Origin of the sequence: Paraburkholderia sp. BR10936, assembly GCF_040965735.1 — a bacterium.
In the GTDB taxonomy this organism is placed as follows: Bacteria; Pseudomonadota; Gammaproteobacteria; order Burkholderiales; family Burkholderiaceae; genus Paraburkholderia; species Paraburkholderia nodosa_A.
This window is the reverse complement of the sequence record NZ_JBFRCM010000016.1, coordinates 69407-92332: the sequence shown is the minus strand read 5'-3', so window position 1 is coordinate 92332 and position 22926 is coordinate 69407. Positions and strand designations below refer to the sequence as shown.

The 22926-nt window shown below is 66.1% G+C and carries 23 protein-coding genes; 13 read left to right on the top strand and 10 right to left on the bottom strand.

Annotated elements, in window-relative coordinates; all coding sequences use genetic code 11:
- Positions 1–88: 88 nt before the first annotated feature.
- The gene (locus AB4Y36_RS29010; RefSeq protein WP_368684804.1) at positions 89–1417 is read right to left on the bottom strand and encodes an MFS transporter; all 1329 of its coding nucleotides are present in this window, start codon (positions 1415–1417) and stop codon (positions 89–91) included.
- A gap of 324 nt (positions 1418–1741) precedes the next feature.
- Between AB4Y36_RS29010 and AB4Y36_RS29005 the strand changes: the two genes are divergently transcribed.
- On the top strand, positions 1742–2311 hold the full coding sequence (locus AB4Y36_RS29005) for a DUF4142 domain-containing protein (RefSeq protein WP_342946234.1): 570 nt from the start codon (positions 1742–1744) through the stop codon (positions 2309–2311).
- A gap of 54 nt (positions 2312–2365) precedes the next feature.
- Here AB4Y36_RS29005 and AB4Y36_RS29000 read toward each other — a convergent pair whose 3' ends face one another.
- Entirely contained in the window at positions 2366–2965 is a 600-nt protein-coding gene (locus AB4Y36_RS29000) for a TMEM175 family protein (protein WP_069267073.1), read from the bottom strand.
- A gap of 174 nt (positions 2966–3139) precedes the next feature.
- Here AB4Y36_RS29000 and AB4Y36_RS28995 point away from each other — a divergent pair, with 174 nt between their 5' ends.
- A complete protein-coding gene (locus tag AB4Y36_RS28995) occupies positions 3140–3844 on the top strand; it encodes a cytochrome b/b6 domain-containing protein (protein ID WP_368619070.1) in 705 nt (234 codons plus the stop codon).
- An 85-nt stretch (positions 3845–3929) separates the two neighbouring features.
- Positions 3930–4181 carry an H-NS family nucleoid-associated regulatory protein gene (locus AB4Y36_RS28990; protein WP_069267075.1) on the top strand — a complete coding sequence of 84 codons (252 nt, stop codon included), beginning with the start codon at positions 3930–3932 and terminating at the stop codon, positions 4179–4181.
- A gap of 103 nt (positions 4182–4284) precedes the next feature.
- On the opposite strand, the gene kdgD is transcribed toward AB4Y36_RS28990, so the two are convergent.
- The 4 genes from kdgD to AB4Y36_RS28970 all read right to left on the bottom strand — a co-directional run bounded on the left by kdgD (position 4285) and on the right by AB4Y36_RS28970 (position 9128).
- The gene (kdgD, locus tag AB4Y36_RS28985; RefSeq protein WP_028206318.1) at positions 4285–5202 is read right to left on the bottom strand and encodes a 5-dehydro-4-deoxyglucarate dehydratase; all 918 of its coding nucleotides are present in this window, start codon (positions 5200–5202) and stop codon (positions 4285–4287) included.
- A 51-nt stretch (positions 5203–5253) separates the two neighbouring features.
- Complete coding sequence (gene gudD, locus AB4Y36_RS28980) at positions 5254–6603, bottom strand: glucarate dehydratase (protein ID WP_069267076.1); 1350 nt, start codon at positions 6601–6603, stop codon at positions 5254–5256.
- Between the two features lie 65 nt (positions 6604–6668).
- Positions 6669–7757 carry a lactonase family protein gene (locus AB4Y36_RS28975; protein WP_368684803.1) on the bottom strand — a complete coding sequence of 363 codons (1089 nt, stop codon included), beginning with the start codon at positions 7755–7757 and terminating at the stop codon, positions 6669–6671.
- Positions 7758–7796: 39 nt separating this feature from the next.
- Positions 7797–9128, bottom strand: a complete 1332-nt coding sequence (locus AB4Y36_RS28970) for an MFS transporter (RefSeq protein ID WP_368603541.1) — start codon at positions 9126–9128, stop codon at positions 7797–7799.
- A gap of 280 nt (positions 9129–9408) precedes the next feature.
- Between AB4Y36_RS28970 and AB4Y36_RS28965 the strand changes: the two genes are divergently transcribed.
- A complete protein-coding gene (locus AB4Y36_RS28965; protein ID WP_368684802.1) occupies positions 9409–10992 on the top strand; it encodes an aldehyde dehydrogenase (NADP(+)) in 1584 nt (527 codons plus the stop codon).
- A gap of 78 nt (positions 10993–11070) precedes the next feature.
- On the opposite strand, the gene AB4Y36_RS28960 is transcribed toward AB4Y36_RS28965, so the two are convergent.
- The gene (locus AB4Y36_RS28960; protein ID WP_368684801.1) at positions 11071–11811 is read right to left on the bottom strand and encodes a FadR/GntR family transcriptional regulator; all 741 of its coding nucleotides are present in this window, start codon (positions 11809–11811) and stop codon (positions 11071–11073) included.
- Positions 11812–12343: 532 nt separating this feature from the next.
- Here AB4Y36_RS28960 and AB4Y36_RS28955 point away from each other — a divergent pair.
- From AB4Y36_RS28955 to AB4Y36_RS28920, 8 genes are all read left to right on the top strand, one after another.
- On the top strand, positions 12344–12949 hold the full coding sequence (locus AB4Y36_RS28955; RefSeq protein WP_133184702.1) for a c-type cytochrome: 606 nt from the start codon (positions 12344–12346) through the stop codon (positions 12947–12949).
- Between the two features lie 94 nt (positions 12950–13043).
- Positions 13044–14327: a cytochrome c gene (locus AB4Y36_RS28950; RefSeq protein WP_342946634.1), complete on the top strand. Its 1284-nt coding sequence runs from the start codon at positions 13044–13046 to the stop codon at positions 14325–14327.
- Positions 14328–14334: 7 nt separating this feature from the next.
- On the top strand, positions 14335–14517 hold the full coding sequence (locus AB4Y36_RS28945) for a hypothetical protein (RefSeq protein ID WP_028206326.1): 183 nt from the start codon (positions 14335–14337) through the stop codon (positions 14515–14517).
- A gap of 28 nt (positions 14518–14545) precedes the next feature.
- Positions 14546–15121 (top strand): cytochrome C oxidase subunit II, encoded by a 576-nt coding sequence (locus AB4Y36_RS28940; protein ID WP_368684800.1) that lies wholly within the window; start codon positions 14546–14548, stop codon positions 15119–15121.
- A complete protein-coding gene (locus tag AB4Y36_RS28935) occupies positions 15111–16736 on the top strand; it encodes a b(o/a)3-type cytochrome-c oxidase subunit 1 (protein WP_069267082.1) in 1626 nt (541 codons plus the stop codon). The genes AB4Y36_RS28940 and AB4Y36_RS28935 overlap by 11 nt, the downstream gene beginning before the upstream one ends.
- Positions 16733–17530 carry a cytochrome c gene (locus AB4Y36_RS28930; protein ID WP_368603544.1) on the top strand — a complete coding sequence of 266 codons (798 nt, stop codon included), beginning with the start codon at positions 16733–16735 and terminating at the stop codon, positions 17528–17530. Before AB4Y36_RS28935 ends, AB4Y36_RS28930 begins: the two co-directional genes overlap by 4 nt.
- Positions 17531–17609: 79 nt before the next feature.
- On the top strand, positions 17610–18038 hold the full coding sequence (locus tag AB4Y36_RS28925; protein ID WP_042260258.1) for an OsmC family protein: 429 nt from the start codon (positions 17610–17612) through the stop codon (positions 18036–18038).
- Between the two features lie 9 nt (positions 18039–18047).
- Positions 18048–18386 carry a cupin domain-containing protein gene (locus AB4Y36_RS28920; protein ID WP_069267084.1) on the top strand — a complete coding sequence of 113 codons (339 nt, stop codon included), beginning with the start codon at positions 18048–18050 and terminating at the stop codon, positions 18384–18386.
- Between the two features lie 93 nt (positions 18387–18479).
- On the opposite strand, the gene AB4Y36_RS28915 is transcribed toward AB4Y36_RS28920, so the two are convergent.
- Entirely contained in the window at positions 18480–19913 is a 1434-nt protein-coding gene (locus AB4Y36_RS28915) for a cytochrome-c peroxidase (RefSeq protein WP_368684799.1), read from the bottom strand.
- A 660-nt stretch (positions 19914–20573) separates the two neighbouring features.
- Here AB4Y36_RS28915 and AB4Y36_RS28910 point away from each other — a divergent pair.
- Positions 20574–20831 (top strand): hypothetical protein, encoded by a 258-nt coding sequence (locus AB4Y36_RS28910; protein WP_368603546.1) that lies wholly within the window; start codon positions 20574–20576, stop codon positions 20829–20831.
- Positions 20832–20937: 106 nt separating this feature from the next.
- Here the strand turns inward: AB4Y36_RS28910 and AB4Y36_RS28905 are convergent, their stop codons facing one another.
- Together AB4Y36_RS28905 and AB4Y36_RS28900 are read right to left on the bottom strand one after the other, a co-directional pair.
- Positions 20938–22269 carry a multidrug efflux MFS transporter gene (locus AB4Y36_RS28905; RefSeq protein ID WP_083245463.1) on the bottom strand — a complete coding sequence of 444 codons (1332 nt, stop codon included), beginning with the start codon at positions 22267–22269 and terminating at the stop codon, positions 20938–20940.
- Between the two features lie 174 nt (positions 22270–22443).
- A complete protein-coding gene (locus tag AB4Y36_RS28900) occupies positions 22444–22848 on the bottom strand; it encodes a DUF302 domain-containing protein (protein WP_069267088.1) in 405 nt (134 codons plus the stop codon).
- Positions 22849–22926: the final 78 nt, after the last annotated feature.

The window sequence follows — 22926 nt, the reverse complement described above, 5'->3', positions numbered from 1 at the left end:
CCCCGAGCCATGGCGGGGATTCGGCTCGATGCCGGTGTCGTAGAGCGCGCGCCAGGGAAAGCGTTCACAGGCGTTCACGTGCGTCTCCTCAAGCCGCGTCCGCCGGCTGGCCCACCGTGCTGCGCGCCATGAACCAGTAGAACAGCGCCGCGCAGCCCGCAATCGCGCCGCCCATGATGAACGCCAGCGAATACGATCCCGTGCGGTCGACGATAAAGCCCGCCACGACCGGCGAGAACGCCCCGCCGAAATAGCCGCCGAAATTCTGGATCGAACTCACGGAAGCGACCATCGACGACGGGGCGATGTCGGCCGCGAGCGCCCACGCGTTGCCAATGGTGGCGGCAATGAACGCCAGCCCCAACGTCATCAGCGCGACGCTCGCGCCTATCGTGCTCGCCAATGGCAGCGCCGCCGCGCACGCGCCCGCACCGATTGCACCCACCACGATCAGCATGCGCTTGGCAACCATGGGCGAAGCCACGCGGCGATCCACGAGTTTCTTCGCGACCCAGCCCGCGACGATCTCGCCCGCCGCGCCGCCGAACCACGGAATGCTCGCGTAGATGCCCAGTTGTGCGAACGAAATATGAAAGCGATCGAGCAGATAGAGCGGCAGGAACACGAGGAAGATATTCCACAGCCAGATCGCGCAGAAGTAGCCGAAGATCATGCCCCACACGCTGCGCGAGGCGAACAGCGCGCGCCAGCGAATGGGCGCGGTCGTGAGCGAGCGCTCGTGGCCGCCGCCGCCCGCTTCGATATAGGCGAATTCCTCTCGCGTGAGCCGCTTGCTTTGCGCGGGGTTGCGATAGAGAAAAAGGAACAGCACGGCGAAGACGATGCCGATGGCGCCCGTCACGTGAAAGAGCGAGCGCCATCCGAAGGCGATCATCAACGCTACCAGCACGGCGGGCGCGAGCGCGGGGCCCCACTTCGATGACGAATCCCAGATGCCGGTGGCGAAGCCGCGCTCCTTGGCGGGAAACCACGCGGCCGTGATCTTGGCGGAGGTCGGCCAGCACGGCGCCTCGCCCACGGCGAGCAGCACGCGCATGACGATGAGGCCCGAGATCGACCCAACGACGCCGGTGAGCCACGTCGCCACGCTCCACCAGATCATGCCCACTGCATAGGCACGCTTCGCACCGAAGCGGTCGATGATCCAGCCCGCCGGCAACTGCATCACGGCGTAGGTCCACGCGAACACCGTGCCCAGCAAGCCGATTTGCGTGCGCGTGAGGCCCAGCTCGTGAATCATGCCGGGCGCGGCGATCGCGAGATTCGCGCGATCGAGGTAGTTGATGATGCCGCCGAACAGCAGCCAGATCAGCACGCGCCAGCGAAAATTCGCGGCGGTGGTGGCTGCGGCAGTCGATTGTGTGGTGGATGCGGTTGCAACCAGCTCGTCGTCCATCCTGTCTCCTCCTCGTTGGCCTACGTTTTTTTGCGCGCGAGGGACATTGTGCGCCGGTTGGCGCGAATGGAAAACGCCGTATTGGCATAAACGCATGACGTCGATGTGACTACGCGGTTCGTTATCTCTGTCGCATGCTCTCTTACCAACCGTTACACAAGCGAAGCAATCGTTTCACCTGAACGGCGAACGACTTCATAGAATTCCCCAGACCGTTGAGCAGCAAGGCGCCTCGCCACAACGGTCCCGCGCAGAGCCGCACGAAAAGCCGCATGACGCAGCCCTGCGCGGCAATCGATACCAACTACGCAGAAAGGAGTTCACATGACTCGCCTCTCGCTTGCCTCGCTCATCGCGGCTTCGGCCGCCAGCCTTTGCGCCGTGACGCTGAGCGCCCATGCGCAGACCCCCGCGCCCACCGCGGCTTCTGCCTCGACTTCGGCCGCACCCGGCAAGCTGCACGAAGCCGACAAAGCCTTCATCGCGGACGGCACGCAAACCGTCGCCACGCAGCGCGATGCCGCACGCATTGCCGATTCGCGCTCGACCGATCGCGAAGTGAAGGCTTTCGCGGAAAAACTGGTGGCCGACTATACGAAGCTGTCCGACTCGATGCGCGCGGCGAGCCCGCGCGGCGTGGACGTGCCGCGCAACGACCCGGATGCGGCCGTGATCAGCAGCATCAATAACCTGCGCGGCGCGGACTTCGACAAGACGTATATCGAGCAGGTCGCGCTGGCTGGCCAGCAGAAGACGCTCTCGGCATTCCAGGCGGAGATCGCCTCGGGCCGCGACGCGGGCCTGAAGAAGGCTGCCACGGAAGGTCTGCCCGTGATCCAGGCCGACTATGCCAAGGCTCAGGAACTCGCCAAGCGCAAGCACCTGGCAGGCTGATGACGATGTGATGTTCCAAGGGGCCGGCCGCGCGCGCGCCGGCCCCACTGCTGTTTACTCTTCCTTCTTTTCGCCGGCAGCGAGGGCGAGCCGTTCCATACGCCGGTCGGGCACGAGCCAGAGCAGCGCCACGATGAAGTAGAAGATCGCGCCAATGCGCGGATAGTCGAACGCCGCGAGCGCAAACCCCGCCAGATACAGCGCCGGCGAAATCTTGCCCTTCACGTCATTGCCCAGCGCAACGGCAAGCGGGCTCTGCATGCCGTGGTAGCGCACCAGCGTGAATTGCAGCACGACGTAAGCCAGCGCGCAGAGCAGCAGGTTGACGCCGTAGAGCGCGGTCGGCCAGCGCCCGAACTCGTTCTCGCCCATCCAGCCCGTGGTGAACGGCAGCAGCGAAAGCCAGAACAGCAGATGCAGGTTGGCCCAGAGCACCGAGCCGTTCACGCGGCGCGCCACCTGCAGCATGTGGTGATGGTTGTTCCAGTAGATCCCCACGTAGATGAAGCTCAACACGTAGCTCAGATAAACCGGCCACAGCGGCGCGAGCGCAGCGAGATCATTGCCATGCGGCACCTTGAGTTCCAGCACCATGATCGTGATGATGATGGCAAGCACGCCATCGCTGAAGGCTTCGAGTCGGTTCTTTTCCATCTGCGGAATCAAATTGCAAGAGATGTAAGGCGAGCGGCAAGTATCGCCGAAGTCGCCGCACGACGCCACGTAGGCGCTGAGGGATCGCAGGTGCGTATATTGCGCCGTACATGGCGCGCGCGTTCCTGGCCTATGATGGCCTCGAGCGCCACGCCCGGCCGCCCGCCTCGAATCATGAACTCCACGACCTCCGTAACCCGCCACCGTCCCGAGCACCCTGAGCGGCCCGAGCGCCGCGTGCCCGTTTGGGACCTGCCCACGCGCCTCTTCCACTGGCTGACCGTCGTGCTCGTGGCGGCCGCTTACATCACGCAGCGCATGAACTGGATGCAGATGCACGTGCGCCTCGGCGAGACGCTGCTCGCGCTCGTGCTGTTTCGCATCCTGTGGGGCTGCTTCGGCAGCGAGACCGCGCGCTTCTCGCGCTTCGTCGCCTCGCCGCGCAAGGCGATCGAGAATCTGCGCCATCTGTTGCGGCGCGAGCCCGACGTCCAGGTCGGTCACAACGCGGCCGGCGGCTGGATGGTTCTGCTGCTGCTCGCGCTGCTGCTGGTCGAAACGCTCACCGGTCTCTACGACAACAACGACATCGCCGACGAAGGCCCGCTCAGCGAAATCGTGCCCGCGAAAATCGCCAATGCGATAGCCGGCCTGCACGCGTGGGGCTGGGACCTGCTCGCGGCCGCGGTCGTGCTGCACGTGTGCGCGATTGCCGTCTATGCCCTCGTGAAAGGCCACAATCTGGTCGGCCCGATGGTGAGCGGGAAAAAGCGCCTGCCCGCCTCGGTGCGCGCGCCAGCGCGCGGGTCGCTGTGGCTCGCGGCGTTGCTGATGGGGCTGTCGGGCGTCGTGGTGGCGCTGCTCGCCGAGTATCTTTGATGCCGGAAATTGCGGTGTAAAGCCCACGCGAAGCCCGCACAACGCGTAAAATCAGCGGCTCGTTTTCACTCGACAAGAATCATCGATGGCTACCTACCTCGAATTGCTCGCCCAGAAGCGCGAACTCGACGAGCGCATCGAAGCCGCGCGCGCCGAAGCGGCGCACGAGGCGCTGGCCAATGTGCGCGAGGCAATCGCCGAATTCGGCTTCACGCCCGACGAGGTGTTCGGCAAGCCGCGCCGCGAAAAGACCGCGCGCCGCACGCGCAAGGCCGAAGGCACCGAAGGCAAAAAGCGCGAGCGCGCCAATCTGGACCTGTTCGGCGACAACGCCTGACCGGCGCCACGCCCTCAACGAGCAAACAGGGCAGCAAGGCCCCTGTCGCAAGCAGCCATGCCGCGCGCCGGCTGGCGCGAGCATGGCGTGAACACCAAACGCGTTACTGCGCGCCGAGCTTCTTGATCAGCACGTCGAGCTGCGCCACTTCCTCTTGCGTGAGATCGGTGAGCGGCGCGCGCACCGGGCCCGCGTCGCGGCCCACGAGCTTCGCGCCCGCCTTCACGATGCTCACCGCGTAGCCCGCGCGGCGATTGCGAATGGCGAGGTACGGCAGGAAGAATTCGTCGATGAGCTTGCCCACCGTCGCGTGATCGTCGGCGGCAATCGCGCGGTAGAACTGCATGGCCGTCTTCGGAATGAAGTTGAACACCGCCGACGAATACACGGGCACGCCCAGCGCCTTGTACGCCGCCGCGTAGACTTCGGCCGTGGGCAGGCCGCCCAGGTAGGAGAAGCGGTCGCCCAGACGGCGGCGGATCGTCACCATCGCCTCGATCTCGCCCACGCCGTCCTTGAAGCCGATGAGGTTCTCGCAGCGGTCGGCGAGCTGCTCGAGCATGTCGGCGTTGAGCTTCGAATTGGCGCGGTTGTAGACGATCACGCCCATCTTCGGCACGGCCTTGCAGACCTGCTCCACGTGCGCGGCAATGCCTTCCTGCGACGCTTCCGTGAGGTAGTGCGGCATCAGCAGAATGCCCTGCGCGCCGTTGCGCTCGGCTTCCTGCGCGTATTCGATGGCCACGCGCGTGGCGCCGCCCGCGCCCGCGAGAATCGGCACCTTGCCCTTGCAGGTTTCGGTGGCCGTCTTGATGACCTGCGAGTATTCGCTCTTCGTGAGCGAGAAGAATTCGCCCGTGCCGCCCGCTGCGAACAGCGCGCTCGCGCCGTACGGGGCCAGCCATTCGAGGCGCTCGGCGTAGGTGCTCGCGCGGAAGTTGCCCTGCGCGTCGAAGTCGGTCACGGGGAACGAAAGCAGGCCTTCGGAGACGATTTGCTTGAGTTCTTGCGGCGTGGTCATGGTCTTGATCCTGTTGCGAAGTCAGTAAAGGTGTTCAGTCGAAGACGGCGTTCAGCGCACGAGGCACGGACGCTTGTTGTCGAACTTCCAGTTGGGAATGAGGTATTGCATGGCGATCGCGTCGTCGCGCGCGCCGAGGCCGTGCTCCTGGTAGAGCGCGTGGGCCTTTTCCAGCTCGTCCATGTCGATCTCGATGCCAAGGCCGGGCTTTTGCGGCACCTGCACCTTGCCGCCCACGATCTGCAGCGGCTCGCGCGTGAGGCGCTGGCCGTCCTGCCAGATCCAGTGGGTGTCGATCGCCGTGATCTTGCCGGGCGCCGCGGCGGCTGCATGCGTGAACATCGCGAGCGAAATGTCGAAGTGGTTGTTCGAGTGCGAGCCCCACGTGAGGCCCCAGTCGTTGCACATCTGCGCTACGCGCACGGAGCCCTGCATGGTCCAGAAGTGCGGGTCGGCGAGCGGGATATCCACCGATTGCAGCTGGATAGCGTGGCCCATCTGACGCCAGTCGGTCGCGATCATGTTGGTGGCCGTGGGCAGGCCGGTGGCGCGGCGGAATTCCGCCATCACTTCGCGGCCCGAATAGCCGTTCTCCGCGCCGCACGGGTCTTCCGCGTAGGCGAGCACGTCGTGCTTGTCGCGGCACAGGCGGATGGCTTCTGCGAGCGACCACGCGCCGTTCGGGTCGAGCGTCACGCGCGCTTCGGGAAAGCGCTCGGCCAGCGCCGTGACCGCTTCCATTTCCGCGTCGCCCGCCAGCACGCCGCCCTTGAGCTTGAAGTCGTTGAAGCCGTAGCGCGCTTGCGCGGCTTCGGCCAGGCGCACGACGGCATCCGGCGTCATCGCCTCTTCGGTGCGCAGGCGCTCCCAGTCGTCGCGGCCATCGGCGCCGCTCGCGTAGGCCAGATCGGTCTTGTTGCGATCGCCAATGAAGAACAGGTAGCCGAGCATTTCCACTTCGCTGCGCTGCTGCCCCTCGCCAAGCAGCGCGGCAACGGGCACGTTCAGATGCTGGCCGAGCAGGTCGAGCAGCGCGGCTTCGAGCGCCGTGACCGCGTGAATCGTGGTGCGCAGGTCGAAGGTCTGCAGGCCGCGGCCGCCCGAGTCGCGATCGGCGAACTGCTTGCGCACGGTGTTGAGCACCGACTGCATATTGCCGATGGACTGGCCGACCACGAACGCGCGCGCGTCTTCAAGCGTCTTGCGGATCGCCTCGCCGCCCGGCACTTCGCCGATGCCGGTGTTGCCCGCGCTGTCGCGCAGCAGCACGACGTTGCGCGTGAAGAACGGACCGTGCGCGCCGGAGAGGTTCAGGAGCATGCTGTCGCGGCCCGCCACGGGCACGACGCGCAACTCAGTCACAACGGGCGTGGCGTTCGGTTGAACGGTTTGTGTAGACATGAACGGATTACCTGTAAAAGTGCGGCGCGCTGCGCCCTGACAATCGAAACCCTGGATTGAAGCGGTCAAGCGTGGGCGGCGACGATCTCCACCCAGTTCGCGCCGTTGCCGCCCTCGCCGCGCGAGGCGGCTGCGAGCGCGCCGCTCGCCGCATCGATCGCGTAGACCGACACGTGTTGCGATTTTTCTCCGCACGCCACGAGAAACCGGCCCGTCGGGTCGATGCGAAAACCACGCGGCTGTGTTTCCGTTGCGGTCGCGCCGACGTATTCGAGCGCGCCGTCTTGAGCCACGCGCAGCGCGAGAATCTGGCTCGTCGTGCGCTCGGACACGTAGACGAAGCGCCCATCGGGCGAAACGTGGATATCGGCGGCCCAGACGAGCTTCGCGAGCACGGCGGGGTCGGGCTGCACGGGGTCCGTAGGGCTCGGGCGCGCAAAGCCGTCGTTCAGATGCGCGAGCACCGGCGCGCGCGGCGAAACGTGCAGCGCCGCGAGCTTGCCCGTGGCGGCGTCGCGCGTGAAAGCCGCCACCGTCGCGCGGAATTCGCTCAGCACGTACAGCACGTCGCCGTTGGGCGAAAAGCGCAGATGCCGCGGACCGAAGCCCGTACCGAGATCGACTGCACCGATTTCGACGAGGCGCCCCGCGTCTTCCAGCGCGAAAGCAAACACGCGGTCGCTGCCGAGCGACGACGCATAGGCGAAGCGCCCGTCGGCGGAAACGATCACGGCGTGCGCGTGCTCGATATCGTCGATCACTTGCAGCGGTGCGCCATTGCCGCTCTCGAGCTCGTTCGCGCCATACAGGCTCACGCGATGCTCGCCGTACGAAGCGCCCAGCAGGAAACGCCCCTGCGGCTCGGCACACAGATACGCGAGGCTCGATTCGATCGGCGTCTGCACGCGCGGCGCGAGACTGCCGTTTTGCGCGTCGATGGCGTAGTCGTTGATGCGCTTGTCCGCGCCGCGCGTGGCCGCGTAAAGGCGGCGGCGATCGGGCGAGAGCGCCATCGGCATCACGTTGTCCTGCGCGGCCACGCGGGCTTGCGGCGCGAGCGCGCCATTGCGCGCATCGAGATGAAACACGCCAATGTCGCCGTCTTTCGAATTCGCGACGTAGACGAAGAAGCGTTCGGGGTTCGGCTGGTTCATGGTGTGGGTTTCCTTCTCGATTGAGGAGTGCGCGCGGGCTCAGTGCGCGCCGCTGCGAACCGAATCGTCGGCAAAGGCGCGGCGCGACGGCTTGTTGCGGGCGAGGAACGCGGCGGCGGCCGCAATCAGCGAGGTCACGCCGAGGCCGTAGAGGCCGCCCGTAATCGAGCCCGTATGCTGTTGAAGATAGCCGAAGGTGGCCGGCGCGAAGAACCCGCCCAGGTTGCCGAGCGAATTGATGAGCGCGATCACGCCGGCGGCCACGCGGGTGTCGAGATAGCCTTGCGGCATCGGCCAGAACAGCGACGAAGCCGCCTTGAAGCCGATGGCCGAAAAGCAGATCGCCACGAACGAGAACACCGGGTCCGACGAGGTCGAAGCGAACAGGCCGCAGGCCGCGATCACCAGTGCGACGGCGAGCCACGCCTGCTGAAAGCGGTACCTGGCCGAGAGCAGTGCGAAGCAGTACATCGCGACGATGGCGATCATCCACGGAATGGCGTTGTAGAGACCTACCTGGAAATCGCTGAGATCACCCATCTTGCGGATGATCGTGGGCAGCCAGAACGTGGCCGCGTAGATCGTGAGCTGGATCGCGAAGTAGAGGAGGCAGAACAGCACGATCTGCGGGTCCTTCAGGAGACGCAGGACCGGCACGTGCGCGCCCGTGGCGGCTTCGCGCTCGGCCTGCTCGCGAACCATGTACGTTTCGAGCGCGCCCTGTTCGTCGTTCGTGAGCCAGTGGGCATCGCGAATGCGCGACTTCAGGAACACCCAGCTCACGCCGCACAGCACGATGGAAAAGCCGCCTTCGATCAGGAACATCCACTGCCAGCCCGCGAGACCGAGGCCGCGCACCGACAGCAGCGCACCCGTGATCGGACCCGAGAGCACCGAGGCGAACGCCGAGCCTGCGAGAAACACGGCCGCTGCCTTGCCGCGTTCTTTCTGCGGCAGCCACTGCGCGAAGTAATAGATCACGCCGGGAAAGAAACCCGCTTCGGCAACGCCCAGCAGAAAGCGCAGCACGTAGAACGAGGTGTCGTTGTGCACGAACGCCATGGCGGCGGCCACGACGCCCCACGTACCCATGATGCGCGTAAGCCATGCGCGTGCGCCATACTTTTGCATGAGGATGTTGGACGGCACCTCGAAGATCGCGTAGCCCACGAAGAATAGCCCCGCGCCGAACCCATACGCCGCCGCCGAAAGACCGATATCGGCTTTCATGTGCGCGCCGGCGAAACCGACGTTCACACGGTCGATATAGTTCGCGATGAACATGATGAGGAAGAGCGGGAGCACGTGCCTCAGGACCTTGGCGCTGGCTGACTCCAGCAGGTCCTCGTAACGGTTGGCGGGGGCGGACATCGGGGTTGTCTCCTTTTGGCGCGGGCGGCGCGCGGATTGGATCGCGGTTTGAATGCTTTGTGGTACGTTGTCTGACGACATTCTAGGCTTGCCCGCCGACGGAGCCAATGTCGTGTTTACCCTGCCATGGAACGGGAATCATAACCGACAAAGCTTGGAGTTGCGCGCCTGTAGCGCCTCCCGATTGCCAAAGGCGCCCGCCTCGGTGTGCGGCGGCGACGATCTGGCGTATGATAGTTGTACGATGACTTAACTCACTGCAACGAGACTCGGAGACATCATGCAAATCACTGGCGACATGCTCATTGGAGGCCGCGCCGTGCGCGGCTCGGAAAAGCCGCTCGCGGCTTTCAATCCCGCCACGGGCGAAGCGATCCCCGCGCCGGCCTTCGGCAGCGGCACGGCCGCCGACGTCGACGCCGCCTGCCAGCTCGCCGCAGAGGCGTTCGACGCGTACCGCACGCTGCCCCTCGCCGTGCGCGCGGCGTTCCTCGAACGTATCGCCGACGGCATCGCCGCGCTCGGCGACGCGCTCACCGAACGCGCCCACGCGGAAACCGGCCTGCCCAAGGCGCGCCTCGAAGGCGAGCGCGGCCGCACCGTCGGTCAACTCAAGCTGTTCGCCCAGGAAGTGCGCCAGGGCCTGTGGCTCACGCCCACGCTCGACGCCGCCCTGCCCGAGCGCAAGCCGCTGCCGCGCGCCGACCTGCGTCTGCAGAAGATCGCGCTCGGCCCGGTCGCCGTGTTCGGCGCGAGCAACTTCCCGCTCGCGTTCTCGGTGGCGGGCGGCGACACGGCCGCGGCGCTGGCGGCGGGCTGCCCGGTCATCGTCAAGGCGCACGGCGCGCACCCCGGCACTTCGGAGATGGTGGGCCGCGTGATCCAGCAGGCCGTCCAGGAGATGGGGCTGCCCGAGGGCGTGTTCTCGCTCATCGTCGGCGCGGGGCGCACCGTGGGCGAGGCGCTCGTCGCGCATCCGGCCATCAAGGCCGTTGGCTTCACCGGCTCGCGCGCGGGCGGCACGGCGCTCATGCGCATCGCCGCGAACCGGCCCGAGCCCATTCCCGTCTACGCGGAAATGAGCAGCATCAATCCCGTGTTCCTGCTGCCCGAGGCACTCGCGGCACGCGGCGCGGCCATCGCGCAGGGCTTCGTCGATTCGCTCGTGCTCGGCGCGGGTCAGTTCTGCACGAATCCGGGCCTGGCGATCGGCATCGAGGGACCGGCGCTCGACCAGTTCGCGCAGGCCGCGGCGCAGGCGCTGGGCATCAAGCCCGCGCAGACCATGCTCACGGCGGGCATCCATGCGGCGTATGAAGAAGGCGCGCGGCGCCTCGCCGAAACCCAGGGCGTGAGCGCCCTCGCGCAAGGCCAGAGCGCGAGCGGCCCGAACCAGGCGTTCGCCGCCCTCTTCGTGACCGACGCGCAAACCTTCCTTGCGCAACCCGCCCTCGAAGACGAAGTGTTCGGGCCGGCCTCGACGCTCGTGCGCTGCAAGGACGAAGCCGAACTGCTCGCCGTGGCCGAACACTTCGCGGGCCAGCTCACCGCGACGATCCAGATGGACCGCACCGACGTGCCCGCCGCGATGCGTCTCGTGCCGATCCTCGAACGCAAGGCCGGCCGCCTGCTCGTGAACGGCTTCCCGACCGGCGTGGAAGTCACGCATGCGATGGTGCACGGCGGCCCGTTCCCGGCCACGTCCGACAGCCGCGCGACCTCGGTGGGCACGAGCGCGATGGAGCGTTTCCTGCGGCCCGTGTGCTATCAGGACTTCCCGGCCGAGTTGCTGCCGCAGGCGCTGATGGACGCCAATCCGCTCGACCTCTGGCGGCGCAAGAATGGCGAGATGGTGCGAGGCTGACTTAGCTCGGTATCACCTACGCCCATCGCCAATGAAAACAGCGGCCAACGGCCGCTGCTTTTCCATGCACGCTACGCGCTATGCCTTTTCACCCGACTCCGCCGCCGCGCGGCGCAGCCGCTCGCGGCTGCTCGACAGATGCATGCGCATGGCCGCGCGTGCGCCTTCGGGATCGTGACGGGCGATGGCGTCGAAAATGCTCTCGTGCTCGCGGTTCACCAGCTCGGCGTAAGCCTGCGGATCGCGATGCGCGATGCCGGCCGAATCGACGCGACGGCGCGGGATCAACGCCGCGCCCATCTGCGTGAGGATGTCGACGAAATAGCGGTTGCCCGTCGCGCGCGCCACCGAGATGTGGAATTCGAGGTCGGCGCCCGAGCTGTCGCCGCCCGTGCGGATGACGACGTCGAGCGTGTCGAGCGCGTCGCGCATGCCGGCCAGGTCGCGCTCGTTCGCTCGTTGGGCGGCAAGGCCCGCGGCCTCCGTTTCGAGACTGATGCGCAACTCGAGCACGGAAAGCACGTCGTCCAGCGTGCTGGCCGGGACGACGTCGAGATCGAGCGGCTCGCGGCGCGGCTCCAGCACGAAGCTGCCAATGCCGTGACGCGTTTCGATCACCGACATGGCCTGCAGACGCGAGATCGCCTCGCGCACCACCGTGCGGCTCACGCCCAGTTGCGTCATGAGGTTGCTTTCGGTGGGCAATTTGTCGCCGGGCTTGAGTGCGCGCGTGGCGATCTGCTCGCTGATGAAGTTGACGACCTGCTCGGCGAGATTGCGGCTACGCGCGGCGATGGGCGTGGCAAGCGACTCCGCCATGTGGATCTCCTTGGCTCGATATGCGTGCGTAAGTCATGTCATTCCATTATACGTTGTCGGACAACCGCTGGAAAAGCGCGCACACACGCGACCGAGGACATCCTACGACCATACAATGGACTCCACCCGCGCAGGCCCGAAGACCACACGAGATCGCTCCTCAAACGATCCTCATTTTATTTCGCATTCCGATGCAATTCGCGCCACGATAATCTGTAGCAAGACGCGCCTGTCGTTGTGTTAGCAAACATATGCCGATGCAATAATCCGGCAGATTTATTTGCACATCCTGGCTGCACAAGTCGGCGTTCTCCGATAATCTCCTCGAAAAGGTGCGCGCCCGGCCGTCTTGCACAATGAAAATCCCCCACGGACGACGCCTCAACTGATATCGAATCGCAACGCGTTTGTGTCGTTACCATCCGCAACGAGGGAATCATTGAGAACCCGCATCGTCCTGATCATCCTTGCGCTCGCGCTGCCGTGGGCGCCGCTCCTCGCGGCGCCGCCCGCCGAGCCCGCGCCTGACACGATGCAAGCCCGCGTGATGGGTTGCGCGGCCTGTCACGGCGCACACGGCGAAGGCACCGACAACGACTACTTCCCGCGTCTCGCGGGCAAGCCAGCGGGGTATCTGTTCAACCAGCTCGTCGCCTTCCGCGACGGCGGCCGCAGCTACCCGCCCATGAACTATCTGCTGGCATATCTGCCCGACGCCTACCTCAAGCAGATCGCGGAATTCTTCTCGCAGCAGCACCCGCCCTATCCGCCGCCCGCCAAACCCACGGTCGACGCGGCCACGCTCGCCCTCGGTAAAACGCTCGTCATGAACGGCGACAGCAAGCGCAACGTGCCCGCCTGCGCAGGCTGCCACGGCGCCTCGCTCACTGGCATGCAGCCGGCCATTCCGGGCCTCGTGGGCCTGCATGCGAACTACATCAGCGCGCAGCTCGGCGCGTTCCGCTACGGTACGCGCCGGGCCGCCGCGCCCGACTGCATGCACGACATCGCCACCCGTCTCGCCGACCGCGACATCACCGCGATCGCGGCCTGGCTCTCGTCGCAACCCGCGCCCGCCGATACGACGCCGGCGGCGGCCTCGCCGCTGCCGCTCGCGTGCGGTAGCGTCCATAACTAGCCGGGGCCTCGACGTGCGCAGACTTCGATCCCTTCTCCCGTCATCGCCCAGGCCACTCGCGACGCGCCTCTCGCTCGCGGCCGCCACGCTCTGCATGGGCGCCGCGGTCGCGCTCGCGCAAACGGCCGCGCCCAGCGCGAACGCAGCGGACGCGGCGAGAGCCGCCGCAGCGGCAGCGACGGCCAACGCGAAGCCGGTCCCGAGCAACGCCGAACTGATCGCGCGCGGCGAATACCTCGCGCGCGCCGGCGACTGCATTGCGTGCCACACGGTGCCTTCCGAGCAGATGTTCGGCGGCGGGCGCCCGATGGAAACGCCGTTCGGCACGCTCTACACGCCGAACATCTCGTCGGACAAGACCTTCGGCATCGGCTCGTGGACCGCCGACGAGTTCTACCGCATGCTGCACGAGGGCAAGTCGCGCGACGGCACGCTGCTCTATCCGGCCATGCCGTTCGCGTCGTACACCAAGGTCACGCGCGCGGACTCGGACGCGATATTCGCGTACCTGCTTTCCACGCAGCCCGTGCACAAGGAAAACCGCCCGCACGACCTGCGCTTCCCGTATAACAAGCGCGCGCTGCTGCTCGGCTGGCGCACGCTGTTCTTCCGCCAGGGCGAGTTCAAGCCCGACCCGACCCAGTCTGCCGAATGGAATCGCGGCGCCTATCTCGTGGAAGGTCTCGGCCACTGCACGATGTGCCATACGGCCATCAACGCGCTGGGCGGCAACTCGCCCTCGAAGGCATTCGAGGGCGGTCTGATTCCGGTGCAGAACTGGTACGCGCCTTCGCTCACCTCGAACAAGGAGGCGGGGCTTGGCGACTGGAGCATCGAGGACATCGTCGATCTGCTGCACGCGGGCGTGTCGAAGCGCGGCGCCGTGTACGGCCCGATGGCCGAAGTGGTCTACGACAGCTTCCAGTACCTCACCGAAGACGACGTGCGCGCCGTGGCCGTGTATCTGAAGTCGTTGCCGGGCCGCAACAACGAGGTCGACAAGTCGCCCAAGAGCACGTTTGTGACGGAGGAAGCCCAGCGCCTCGTGCCGCTCGGCAGGAAGATCTACGAGTCGCAGTGCGCGGTCTGCCACGCCACCGAAGGCCAGGGCAAGCCGCCGCATTTCCCGCCGCTCGCCGACAACCAGTCGATCCAGATGAACTCGGCCGTGAACCCCATCCGCATGGTGCTCAACGGCGGCTACGCGCCGGGCACGCGCAAGAACCCGATGCCCTACGGCATGCCGCCGTTCGCGCAGTCGCTCTCCGATGAAGAAGTGGCGGCCGTGGTCACCTATATCCGCACGGCGTGGGGCAATCACGGCACTCCGGTTTCCGAACACGAAGTGAACGCGCTGCGTTCCGCGCCGCTTTTCTGAGGCTGCGATGATCGAAACTCCCGTACCCGAACAACCGGGCGAGCGCCCGCAACACGAACAGGTCGACGAGATCGTGGCCAGCGGCCCGGGCGGCGCGCTCGCGGTAGCGGGCATCGCCACGGCGATCGTCGCCGCGCTCTGGTTCATCTTTTACTTCGTCGTGTTCCTGCCGCGCGGCGTCATCCAATAGATCAGACAGACAAGAAAAGGCCGGCCTCATGTCGAATCCGCTCGATAACCATGCCAGTGCCGAAGTCGCCGCGCGCGTCGAGCGCCGCTGGGCGACGCTCATGGTGGCGTTCGTCTGCCTGCTCGTGGCCATGGTGGTGTTCACGGGCCTGCACTGGGCCATGATGCCGCCCTCGCGCGTGGAGCTCGTCAATCCGCAAACGCTGCACGTGTCCGGCGAATTCGTCGAATCGAACCTCGGCAGCGCCGTGGAAACCGACGGCTCCGTGACGGTGCGCATTCTCGCGCAGCAATATTCGTTCACGCCGCAGTGCATTCTCATCCCGGCGAACACGCCCATTACGTTCCGCGCGACGAGCGCCGATGTCGTGCACGGCTTCCTCGTCACGGACACCAACCTGAACTCGATGGTCGAGCCGGGCTACATCTCGACGTTCCGCACGACTTTCGACAAACCCTCCGACCACCTCATGCCGTGCCACGAATACTGCGGCACGGGCCACCAGGGCATGTGGGCCCACGTGAAGGTCATCGACCGCGATGCCTTCATGCAGATGGCGAATCAGGCAGGCAATTCCGCGCGGAGACTCAGCTGTGTTAAATAACAAGCGACTCGTACTCGCCCACTTCTGGCTCGCGTTCATCGTCTTCGGCGTGGCGCTGCTGCTCGGCGCGTGGCAGATGTTCGTGCGCAGCCCGCTGCATCCGTGGCTCAACGACCCCGAGCTGTACTACCGCTCGGTCACGGAGCACGGCACCGTGATGGGTTATGTGTTTCCCACGCTCATCGCGATGGGCTTCGGCTACGCGGTCAGCGAACTGGCGCTCAAGCGCCCGCTCGTGGGCGTGAAGTGGGCCTGGCTTGGCTTCATCCTGCTCGCGCTCGGCGCCGTCACGGCCTCGGTGCCCGTGGCGCTCGGCCTCGCCTCCGTGCTCTACACGTTCTACCCGCCGATGATCGGCAACGTGTTCTATTACCTGGGCGTCGTGCTCGTCGTGGTGGGTTCGTGGGTCTGGGTCGCGCTGATGGGCATCAACACCGCGAAATGGAAACGCGAGAATCCCGGCAAACCGCTGCCGCTCGCCATGTTCGCGACCACGGCGGGCGCGTATCTGTGGGGCTGGACCGCGGTGGGCGCAGCCATCGAAGTGCTGTTCCAGATCCTGCCCGTGGCCTTCGGCTGGCGCAATACGATCGACGCGGGCCTCGCGCGCGTGTTCTTCTCCTGGACCCTGCACGCCATCGTCTACTTCTGGCTCGTGCCCGCCTATATCGCCTACTACACGATCGTCCCGCGCGCGATCGGCGGCCGGCTCTACAGCGATGTGATGGCGCGCATCTCGTTCATCCTGTTTCTCGTGGTGGCCATGCCGATCGGGATTCACCACCTGTTCACCGATCCGCAGGTGGGCTCGGGCTTCAAGTTCGTGCAGTCGGTGTTCACGGCGCTCGTCTCGGTGCCCACGCTTCTCACCGTGTTCACGATCTGCGCGTCGGTCGAAATCGCCGGGCGGCTGCGCGGCGGCAAGGGGCCGTTCGGCTGGATCGCGAAACTGCCGTGGAAGAACCCGCAAATGCTGGCCGTGGCGTTCTCGTTCGTCATGCTCGGGTTTGGCGGCGCGGGCGGCCTCATCAACATGAGCTACCAGCTCGACCAGCCCGTACACAACACGCAGTGGATCACGGGCCACTTTCACCTGATCTATGGCGGCGCGATCGTCATCATGTATTTCGCCATCGCCTACGACCTGTGGCCGCAGATCACGGGCCGCGCGCTCAACAACTGGCGCCTCATGCGCTGGCAGCTGTGGCTGTGGTTCATCGGCATGATCGTGACGACCTTCCCGTGGCACCTGGTCGGCCTCATGGGCATGCCGCGGCGCATGGCCTATTACGACTACAGCGACCCGGCGCTCGCGGGCCAGGGCGCGCTCGTGGTGCTCTCGGCCATTGGCGGCCTGATCCTCGTGACCTCGGCGGTGCTGTTCTTCCTCGTGCTGCTGCAGGGGCATCGCAGCGAGGCCGCCGCGCCCGAGGAATATCGCTTCAGCAAGCCGGTGCACGAGTCGGCCACGCTGCCGGTGGCGCTCAATAGCTTCGGGCTGTGGGTCGTGCTGATGGTCGCCCTCACGATCACCAACTATGGCTACCCGATCGCGCAACTGCTGGCAACGCCCGAATCGGCCGTGCCCGCGATCCCGATTGGAGCACAGCGATGAGCGACGAACGCCTGTTCTCGTTTCGCAATGTGTGGTTTCGCGCGGGCGTGGGCACGGCGATCGTCGTGTTCGTCGTCTCCGTGCTGATCGGCTTCATCTGGCTGCCTTCCGCCAAGAGCGACCCCTATTTTCAGGGCATCTGGACGGCGATCTGCAGCGCGGCCGGCGTGCCGCGCGACTGGCACCCGGTCGGATCGGCGGTGCCGCCGGGCTACCAGCTGAGCCAGGTCGAACTCACGCCGCACATGCTCGATGGCGCGACGACGCTCTCGGTTGGCCGCGGCGCGACGCTCGCCCTGCGCTGCACGATGTGCCATGGCCCGCGCGGCATCAGCATGGCCAATTCGCCGAATCTGGCGGGCCAGTTCGCCATCGTGGTCTTCAAGGAGCTGCACGACTTCCAGACGGGCGCCCGCCAGAACGCGGTGATGTCGCCCATGGCGCGCGATCTGTCCGACCAGGACATGCGCGACCTCGCCGCCTACTACGCCTCGCTGCAGCCGATCGCGCACCTGCATGGCGGCGCGCCCGCCATCGTGGCGCACGGCGCACCACTGCGCAATATTCCCGCATGCGCGTCGTGCCATGGCGGCGTGGACAGCAAGATCGGCAGCCCGTGGCTCGACGGCCTCCCGGCCGCGTACACGAAGGCGCAGTTGCTCGCGTTCGCGAACGGTACGCGCCATAACGACATCTCCGAACAGATGCGCAACATCGCGCGCAACATGACGCCCGAGGAAATCGACGCGGCCGCCGCCTGGTACGCGGGCGAATGGCAGCCGAAGCAACCCTGAACCCAACCCTGCAGAACTTGCGGCGGTACGCAAATTGCGCGCCCTGCACGTCCTTCACCCAACCTCGCGGAGCGACATCATGCAAAAGACGGCATCGGCAAAATGGCACGGCGGCATCAAGGACGGACAGGGCACGATCTCGACGCAAACCGGCGTGCTCAAGGAAGCGCCTTACGGCTTCGCCTCGCGCTTCGAAGGCGGTCCCGGCACCAATCCCGAGGAGCTGATCGGCGCGGCGCACGCGGGCTGCTTCACCATGGCGTTCTCGCTCTTTCTCACCCAGGCGGGCTTCACGGCCGAGAGCATCGAGACGAAATCGACCGTTACGCTCGACAAGGTGGGCGAAGGCTTCGCCATCACGAGCTGCCAGCTCGACATGACGGCAAAGATTCCCGGCATCGATCAAGCGAAGTTCGACGAGCTTTCGAAGGGCGCCAAGGAGAACTGCCCGGTGTCGAAGCTCTTCGCCAACAACGCGAAGATCACGCTCAACGCGAAGCTCGTTTGAGAGGCTGTCATGGCCATCCCCCATGCCGCGCCGGGTGAGGTCTTCGACGTGCGACCGCTAGGCGGCGCGCTCAAGAATGCGAAGTCGACCACCCTGATCCGCGCGCAGCAACTCGAAGTCATGCGCATCGTGCTGCCCGCTGGCAAGCGTCTGCCCGAGCACAGCGTGCCCGGCGAGATCACGGTGCAGTGCGTGGAAGGCGTGATCCGCTTCTTCGTGAACGGCGACCCGCGCACCATGCACGCCGGCGACATGCTCTTGCTCGGCGGCGGCGAAACGCATGCGCTGGAAGCGCTCGACGACGCCTCCGTGATCGTCACGATTCATCTTGCCCATGGGGACAAGTAAGGGCTGGTGGCGCATAGGTAAAAAAAGGAGCGTGTCCTGGCGAATGCCGGACACGCTCCTTTTACTTTGCGAGGACGGGTTGCCCCGCCCCGCTCATTGCTTCGATGGCACCGGATCGTCGTTGAGCGTCTTGAGGAACGCGATGATGTCCTGAATGTCGCCTGGCGTCATCGCGGGCTTGTCGCCGAACTTGCGGTCGAACGGCGCATCGGTCACGTCCACGTTCTTCCGGAACTGCGGCGGAATATCGTCGTACTTGTCGATCTTGCCGTCGGGGCCGTGCGGATAGAACTTGCCCGGGTCCGTATTGCGATCATTGTAGAACGCCATCACGTCGTCGAGGTTGTGGTACGCGCCGTTATGGAAAAACACCGTGCGCGTGGCCGAATTGCGCAGCGTCGGCGTGAGGAACATGCCGCAGTACTGCGTCTGGTCCTTGAAGTCCGAGCGGAACGGGCCGCACACGCCCAGATCGAAGAAGTGCGGGTCCTTGTTCTGCGCGAGCTTGTTGTTGCGCGGCACACCCAGCGCCTCGTACTGGTAGTCCGTGAACATGGGCGGCAGGCCGTCCTTGCCGGGCTTCGAGAGGTGGCAGCCCGCGCAGTTCGCCTTGTTCGGGTCGTTGAAGAGACGAAGGCCGCGCAGCTCCGCTTGCGAGAGGCGCGCGTGGCCTTCGAGCCAGCGATCGTATTTGCTGTTATACGGGTGGAACGACTGATCTTCGACCTGGTAGCGCGAGATTGCGAACATCGCCTCCGCCACGGCCAGCTTCGGGTCGCTGAAGATCCGGTCGCCGAACAGTTCCGTGAAGTGCTTCGCATACGGCGCCTTCTCGAGCTTCGTCGCCACCTGCTCGATGCTCGTGTCCGCCATTTCCACAGGATTGAGCAGCGGGCCATACGCCTGCTGCTGCAGCGTGTCGGCGCGGCCGTCCCAGAACAGGCCGCCTTGCGGCACCATCTCCACGGAGGTCGATGCGCCGCCCGCCACCTTCTGCGACTTCACGACGTCGGCGGCGGCGCTGGCCTGCTGGACGACCGTCGGCGCGTCATCGGCTTCACCCTGGTCCGGACCGATGCTGAAGTTCGGTTGGCGGTACAGATACATGAGCGAAGGCGGCGGGCGATAACCCTGCTGGTTCATCGCGAGGCCGCCCATCTGCACGTCGTGCCCATTGGGAGGACCGTACGAACGGTCGGGGCTATGGCACGAAGCACAGGACTGCTGACCGGAGCCCGAGAGCGCCGGATCGAAAAAGAGCTGCTTGCCGAGCTGCGCCATCGCCGAAAGCGGTGCGACTGGCGGGCGCTGCAGCACCACCGGGTGCGGATTCGCGCCCGTCAGGTTCTCGACGACCTCGCCCACGGCATCGGGCACGTTGGCCGGAAACGCCACGGCGTAGGCGCAGAAACCCAGTGCGCCGACCGCGATCACGGCAGCGGCGGCGCGCAGGACGACCCGCGTGGGGCTCGCCGCGCTGCGCGGTTTGGGTGAAGACGGTGTCGGCGAAGTGGAAAGCTCGGACATGATTCGATCTAGCTTTGCGAAATACCACGAAAAGGAAAAGCCGAACGCCGCGGAGTTCAACTGCGTGCCCAGCGTAGAGTCCCTCAGACGCGGCGCGCATCAGTGCGCCCTGGCGCCGCGCCGTACAGGCGGCGCCCATCCATCCTGCGAACGGGCGCCAATGCGCCTCTCACATCAGAGCGAGCGCATTACAGCATCGCAAGATGACTACACGGCGACCGTTTAATTTCCGAATACTTTCAGTTATTTTCAGAACCGAAAGAATCGCTGGAGGGGCGGTGTGTGCGGGGTTCTGGATTCGGCCCTGGATTCGCTCCGCGCGCGGGGCCGGGATTGAGCCGATTGCACTCCGTGCGGCGCGAGCTATAACTGAAAGCACAGTGCGGATGTTCTCTGCGCCCGCGCGCCCCTTCTTCTTGCGCCGCGCCGCGCTGTGCCGCCCCCGAATGCGTGGGCGCGCTTCTTTCGTGAGCAGTGAGCTAAGACGTTCGGCAGCCGTGCGCTGCGCGCAGGCATCCCGACTTTCCAGATGAGTGTGCGGCTTCAGGCTTTGCCTCTCGCTCGCGCGCACCTTCGCCGCGGATTCATTCCGCCGTTATCCCGCAGTGACGTCGTCATTGCCGCGAAGGCGCACTCACGAACTCGAGAAAGGAGGTTGATATGACATTACGCCTGGCATTGATCGCCACATGCGTGGCGGCCGTGGCGGCCGCTGCGCCCGGCACGGCGCGCGCGAAGGACGAACCCGTTTCGCAGGAACGCGCGCATCAGACGATGACCGACGACGCCGATGCTTCGGCACAGGCCAGCACCGACATGTCGTATGGCGGCACGCCCGATACGCATAGCGCCTCGGGCCATCGCACGGGCAAGATGTGCTGGCCGCGTCCCGACTGCGACGTGTTTTTTGGTCACTGAAGCGCGCCCGCTGAACGAGCGCCGATGAACCCGAGGCGGCGGCGCGCAAGATCCGCCGCCCTCGCCTCTCACACTTCGAATGCCTGCGCGCGGCATCGCCGCCGCGTTACGCGCGCCGGGCGAAACCCACCGCGCGCCACGTAAACAGCGCGCCCGCCAGCATCAGCAGGCTCGTGCCGAGGAACACGGCGCGCATGCCCAGATGCCCGCCGACGAAGCCGCCGATCAGCGGCCCGAGCACCTGCCCCGCGAATTGAGCCGACACCGAATAGCCGAGCACGCTGCCCGCGGCATGGTCCGGCGCGTTGTGGCGAATGACGGTCGCGATGCACGGCAGCAGCGCCGCGAGCGACACGCCCATGAGAAAGCGCAGCACGACGAGTTGCCAGCCCGCCGTGACGAACGCCTGCGGCACGAGCAGCAATGCCGAGGCCGCCAAGGCCGCGACGATCACTTTCGCGTGCCCCACACGGTCCGCCACGCGCCCGAGTCGCGAAGCCGCGACGATGCTGCCGAGCGCCGCCGCCGACATCGCGAGGCCCGCGACGAACGTCACGCGCGCAGGGTCGTGCACCAGCGTCGCCACATACACGGTGATGATGGGTTCGATCGACATGTTGGCGAGCATCAGCAGCATGCCGGTCACGAGCATGGCGACGATCGGGCGCTTGTCGGGCAGCGCCGACCAGCCGCCCTTCTGCGCCGCATGCGCTACGCGCGCGGGGCGCGGCGCTTCCTTCACGAACACGCAGGTCGCGATGAAGGCCGCGAAGATCGTTGCGCCGGCCACCCAGAACGTGGCGCGCAGGCCGATGAGCGGCGGCAGCGTGCCGCCCACGAGCGGCCCGATCAGATTGCCGGCCATGACGCCCGACGACAGCACGCCGAGCGCCCACGCCGAACGGTGACGCGGCGTTTGCGTGGCGACGAGGATGGTCGAACCCGACGAATAGCCGCCGGCGAAACCCGCGAGCAAACGCAGCGCCACGAGCTGCCAGATATTGCGCGACATGCCGATGAGCGACATCGTGACCGCCATGCCGAGGCTCGCGCGCACCAGCATGGGCTTGCGGCCGTAGCGGTCGCCGAGGCGTCCCCACAGGGGAGCGACGAGCGCGGCCGTGAAGAACGTCGCGCTGTACGCGATGCCCGACCACTGCACGATCGCCGCGTGGCCGTGCACGCCCAGTTCTTCCACGTAGAGCGGCAGGAACGGCAGCATCAGCGTCATGGCGACGAGCGTCGTGAACGAGCCCACCACGCAGACCGCGAGATTGCGCCGCCAGTGTTGCTCGACATCGGCATCGTGCGGGTTTCGGGGGAGTCGCTGCGTGGCGGCAGCCGCAGGCGATGCCGTGAGTGGGGAAGCGGGAGTCGAGTCGGACGCCCCGGCGCGATCGCGTGGCGGATCGTCGGGGTCTTCTGCGCGGGAGGTCATCGGCGGATCGAGGCAGCGGCGGGCTACGCGTTCGCCCGCTTGCCGGGCGAAGTCGCAAGGCACCTACGTTAAGCGAAGCGCGCCGCGGCTGTCAATTTTTTAAGCGCCTGCCGAAGATGGGGGCGCAGGCGCCGGCCCAAGGGACTGGCGTGAGGCGCGCAGTTCGTTTGCCGCTTATTGCACGGCGGTCTGCAGCAGCCCCACCACGCGCTGCAGCGGCACGAGCACTTCGGCGTCGATGCCGTAGAGCGGGCCGAGCGTCTGCGAGACGTCGCGATAGTCGAGCCGCGTGTGCCCCTCGTTGTCTTCCCAGATCACCATGCGCAGCGGCAACTCCACCGCCGCGTGCGGGTTGGCCGCCATGACGGGCGTACCCGCCTTCGGATTGCCGAACAGGATGAGGCGCGTGCGGCGCAGGCTGAGCCCGGCGGTCTCGGCGGCTTCGCGCTGGTCGACGTCGGCGAAGATATCCGCACCCGCCTTGGCCAGCGCGGTCTTCAGGCGCGCGATCGTCGTGTCGAAGTCGTGGACGCTCTTGAGCGCCAGCACGGATGAGGGATGTTGCCCGTATTCGGCCATGACAAACTCCTCCTATGGCGCACGGTCCGCGCGAATGCGCGATGCATGCAACGGCACTTTATCCCAGAATCCGCAGCG

What these genes read in the sequence shown, in the direction of transcription:
- AB4Y36_RS28990 (WP_069267075.1), top strand. Translation starts at nt 3,930, where the DNA reads ATGGCTACCTACCTCGAATTGCTCGCCCAGAAGCGCGAACTCGACGAG.
- AB4Y36_RS28975 (WP_368684803.1), bottom strand. Translation starts at nt 7,757, where the DNA reads ATGAACCAGCCGAACCCCGAACGCTTCTTCGTCTACGTCGCGAATTCG.
- AB4Y36_RS28945 (WP_028206326.1), top strand. Translation starts at nt 14,335, where the DNA reads ATGATCGAAACTCCCGTACCCGAACAACCGGGCGAGCGCCCGCAACAC.
- AB4Y36_RS28905 (WP_083245463.1), bottom strand. Translation starts at nt 22,269, where the DNA reads ATGACCTCCCGCGCAGAAGACCCCGACGATCCGCCACGCGATCGCGCC.
- AB4Y36_RS28955 (WP_133184702.1), top strand. Translation starts at nt 12,344, where the DNA reads ATGCAAGCCCGCGTGATGGGTTGCGCGGCCTGTCACGGCGCACACGGC.
- AB4Y36_RS28910 (WP_368603546.1), top strand. Translation starts at nt 20,574, where the DNA reads ATGACATTACGCCTGGCATTGATCGCCACATGCGTGGCGGCCGTGGCG.
- AB4Y36_RS28995 (WP_368619070.1), top strand. Translation starts at nt 3,140, where the DNA reads ATGAACTCCACGACCTCCGTAACCCGCCACCGTCCCGAGCACCCTGAG.
- gudD (WP_069267076.1), bottom strand. Translation starts at nt 6,603, where the DNA reads ATGTCTACACAAACCGTTCAACCGAACGCCACGCCCGTTGTGACTGAG.
- AB4Y36_RS28960 (WP_368684801.1), bottom strand. Translation starts at nt 11,811, where the DNA reads ATGGCGGAGTCGCTTGCCACGCCCATCGCCGCGCGTAGCCGCAATCTC.
- AB4Y36_RS29010 (WP_368684804.1), bottom strand. Translation starts at nt 1,417, where the DNA reads ATGGACGACGAGCTGGTTGCAACCGCATCCACCACACAATCGACTGCC.
- AB4Y36_RS28930 (WP_368603544.1), top strand. Translation starts at nt 16,733, where the DNA reads ATGAGCGACGAACGCCTGTTCTCGTTTCGCAATGTGTGGTTTCGCGCG.
- AB4Y36_RS29005 (WP_342946234.1), top strand. Translation starts at nt 1,742, where the DNA reads ATGACTCGCCTCTCGCTTGCCTCGCTCATCGCGGCTTCGGCCGCCAGC.
- kdgD (WP_028206318.1), bottom strand. Translation starts at nt 5,202, where the DNA reads ATGACCACGCCGCAAGAACTCAAGCAAATCGTCTCCGAAGGCCTGCTT.
- AB4Y36_RS28900 (WP_069267088.1), bottom strand. Translation starts at nt 22,848, where the DNA reads ATGGCCGAATACGGGCAACATCCCTCATCCGTGCTGGCGCTCAAGAGC.
- AB4Y36_RS28965 (WP_368684802.1), top strand. Translation starts at nt 9,409, where the DNA reads ATGCAAATCACTGGCGACATGCTCATTGGAGGCCGCGCCGTGCGCGGC.
- AB4Y36_RS28940 (WP_368684800.1), top strand. Translation starts at nt 14,546, where the DNA reads ATGTCGAATCCGCTCGATAACCATGCCAGTGCCGAAGTCGCCGCGCGC.
- AB4Y36_RS29000 (WP_069267073.1), bottom strand. Translation starts at nt 2,965, where the DNA reads ATGGAAAAGAACCGACTCGAAGCCTTCAGCGATGGCGTGCTTGCCATC.
- AB4Y36_RS28925 (WP_042260258.1), top strand. Translation starts at nt 17,610, where the DNA reads ATGCAAAAGACGGCATCGGCAAAATGGCACGGCGGCATCAAGGACGGA.
- AB4Y36_RS28950 (WP_342946634.1), top strand. Translation starts at nt 13,044, where the DNA reads ATGGGCGCCGCGGTCGCGCTCGCGCAAACGGCCGCGCCCAGCGCGAAC.
- AB4Y36_RS28970 (WP_368603541.1), bottom strand. Translation starts at nt 9,128, where the DNA reads ATGTCCGCCCCCGCCAACCGTTACGAGGACCTGCTGGAGTCAGCCAGC.
- AB4Y36_RS28915 (WP_368684799.1), bottom strand. Translation starts at nt 19,913, where the DNA reads ATGTCCGAGCTTTCCACTTCGCCGACACCGTCTTCACCCAAACCGCGC.
- AB4Y36_RS28920 (WP_069267084.1), top strand. Translation starts at nt 18,048, where the DNA reads ATGGCCATCCCCCATGCCGCGCCGGGTGAGGTCTTCGACGTGCGACCG.